Genomic DNA, 2,102 nt, shown 5'->3' on the forward strand with positions numbered 1-2,102 from the left:
TGAACTTGCGCAGGTCTTCAATGTTGGCAGCGTCGTTGGCGGCCTGCATGCGGATGAAAATCATCTTGGCAGTGCGCGTGAAGCCTGCAGCATCAAAACCAGCAGGGATCTCGGACGTGGCCGCACCAGAAGCCACGGCAGCGACACCTGCCGCAGCGGGCTGCGACATCGCTTCACGGTACATCGGCGTACTGGCCTGCGAAACGCCCTGGTCTGCGTAGGGCGCACCCGCACCGGCCAGTTGAGGGCCTGTCGCAGGCGCGGCGCCCTTGAAGCGGCGCATCAGCCAACCGATGACCATGAAGGCCGCCAGGGCGACCAATGCCATGGTCATGAAGTTGCCGAAGGCCTCACCCATGCCGAAATGGCTCATCAGGGCGGCAATACCCAAGCCAGCGGCGATGCCGGCAATAGGCCCCAACCAGGAGCGCTTGCCCGGTTGCGCAGCAGGCGCAGCCGGTTGAGCTGGCGCCGCTGCGTTGGACTGCTGACCTGGCTTGACAGCCTGATTGGGCGCGGCGTCTGGCGCATGGGGCTGCTTGGCCGGCATCTGGCGCTGCATGCCGCTGGCACGCCCGCCGCCCAGGCGCTTGGCCTCCACGTCCATGGGCGCGGACACCATGCCCACACCAGCCAACACCACGGCCAAGGCCGTCAAACCGTTCTTCCAGTTCATGGAATTTTCTGTCCTTACCCCGAAGCGGAGTCGTTGCAAACACGCGCATTGTGCGCGTCTGCCCGGTATCTGGGGGCTGCCCCATCGAATTCAACGGTCCTTGACAAATGGCCACGGTAGAGATAATGGCGCCATGAGCACCCCTTCCCCCGCCACGCCAACGTCAGCCGACGCCTTCAGCAACCTGCCGCTGAGCCCCTCCATGCAGGAGAACCTGCAAGCGCTGGGCTACCTGGCCATGACCGCGATCCAGGCCGCCAGCCTGCCCCTGACCCTCGCGGGGGACGATCTGATCGCCCAAGCCAAAACCGGCAGCGGCAAGACTGCGGCCTTCGCGCTGCCCATGCTGCACCGCCTCAACGGCGCCAGCATGGCTGTGCAAGGCATGGTCATGTGCCCAACACGCGAACTGGCCGATCAGGTCGCGCAGGAAATCCGCCGCCTGGCTCGCTTCGAACCCAACACCAAGGTGCTGACGCTGTGCGGCGGCGCCACCATGCGCCCTCAGATTGAAAGCCTGGCACACGGCGCGCACATCGTGGTGGGCACGCCTGGCCGCCTGATGGACCACCTGGAGCGCGGCACGCTGGATCTCTCCGGCTTGCAGACCCTGGTGCTGGACGAGGCCGATCGCATGCTGGACATGGGCTTCCACGATGACATCGTCGCCGTGACACGCCAATGCCCCAAGAAGCGCCAGACCCTGCTGTTCTCGGCCACCTACCCGGAAGGCATCGCCAAACTGAGTGCGCAATTTCTGCGTTCGCCCAAGGAGGTCAAGGTTGAAAGCACGCACGATGGCCGCAAGATTCGCCAGCTCTGGGTTGAAGTGGATCACGGCACGCGCCTGGACGCCGTGTCGCAACTGCTGTTGCACTATCGCCCCGCCAGCACCATCGCTTTTTGCAACACCAAGCAACAATGCCGCGACCTGGTCGAGGTGCTCACGGCCCATGGCATCGAGGCCATTGCCCTGCACGGCGACCTGGAGCAACGTGACCGCGACCAGGTCCTGATCCAGTTTGCCAACCGCAGCGCCTCGGTGCTGGTGGCCACCGACGTGGCCGCGCGCGGCCTGGACATCGCCCAGCTGGAGGCCGTCATCAATGTGGACGTCACCCCCGACCCGGAGATCCACATCCACCGCATTGGCCGCACCGGCCGCGGGGATGCAGAAGGCCTGGCGCTGAACCTGGCCAGCATGGACGAGATGGGCCGCGTGGGCAACATCGAGCTGCTGCAAAAACGCGAGTCCAAATGGCAAAAGCTGGACGAGCTGGCCCCTGCCAGCAAGGAGCCGCTGCAACCGCCCATGGTCACCATCCAGATCCTGGGCGGCAAGAAGGAAAAGATCCGCCCGGGTGATGTGCTGGGCGCGCTCACGGGCGATGCCGGCCTGCAGGGCAGCCAGATCGGCAAGATCAAC

Annotated in this window: 2 protein-coding genes; one reads left to right on the forward strand and one right to left on the reverse strand. The window is 65.1% G+C overall.

The genetic code is table 11. From position 1 onward, the window contains the following. Positions 1 to 676, reverse strand: a 676-nt coding sequence (locus EPO09_RS04015) for a Tim44 domain-containing protein (RefSeq protein ID WP_290640416.1), incomplete at its 3' end; no start/stop codon positions are given. A gap of 133 nt (positions 677 to 809) precedes the next feature. Here EPO09_RS04015 and dbpA point away from each other — a divergent pair. Beyond that, positions 810 to 2,102, forward strand: a 1,293-nt coding sequence (dbpA, locus tag EPO09_RS04020; RefSeq protein ID WP_290640418.1) for an ATP-dependent RNA helicase DbpA, incomplete at its 3' end; no start/stop codon positions are given.

This window comes from Aquabacterium sp. (assembly GCF_004297345.1).
In the GTDB taxonomy this organism is placed as follows: Bacteria; Pseudomonadota; Gammaproteobacteria; order Burkholderiales; family Burkholderiaceae_C; genus Aquabacterium.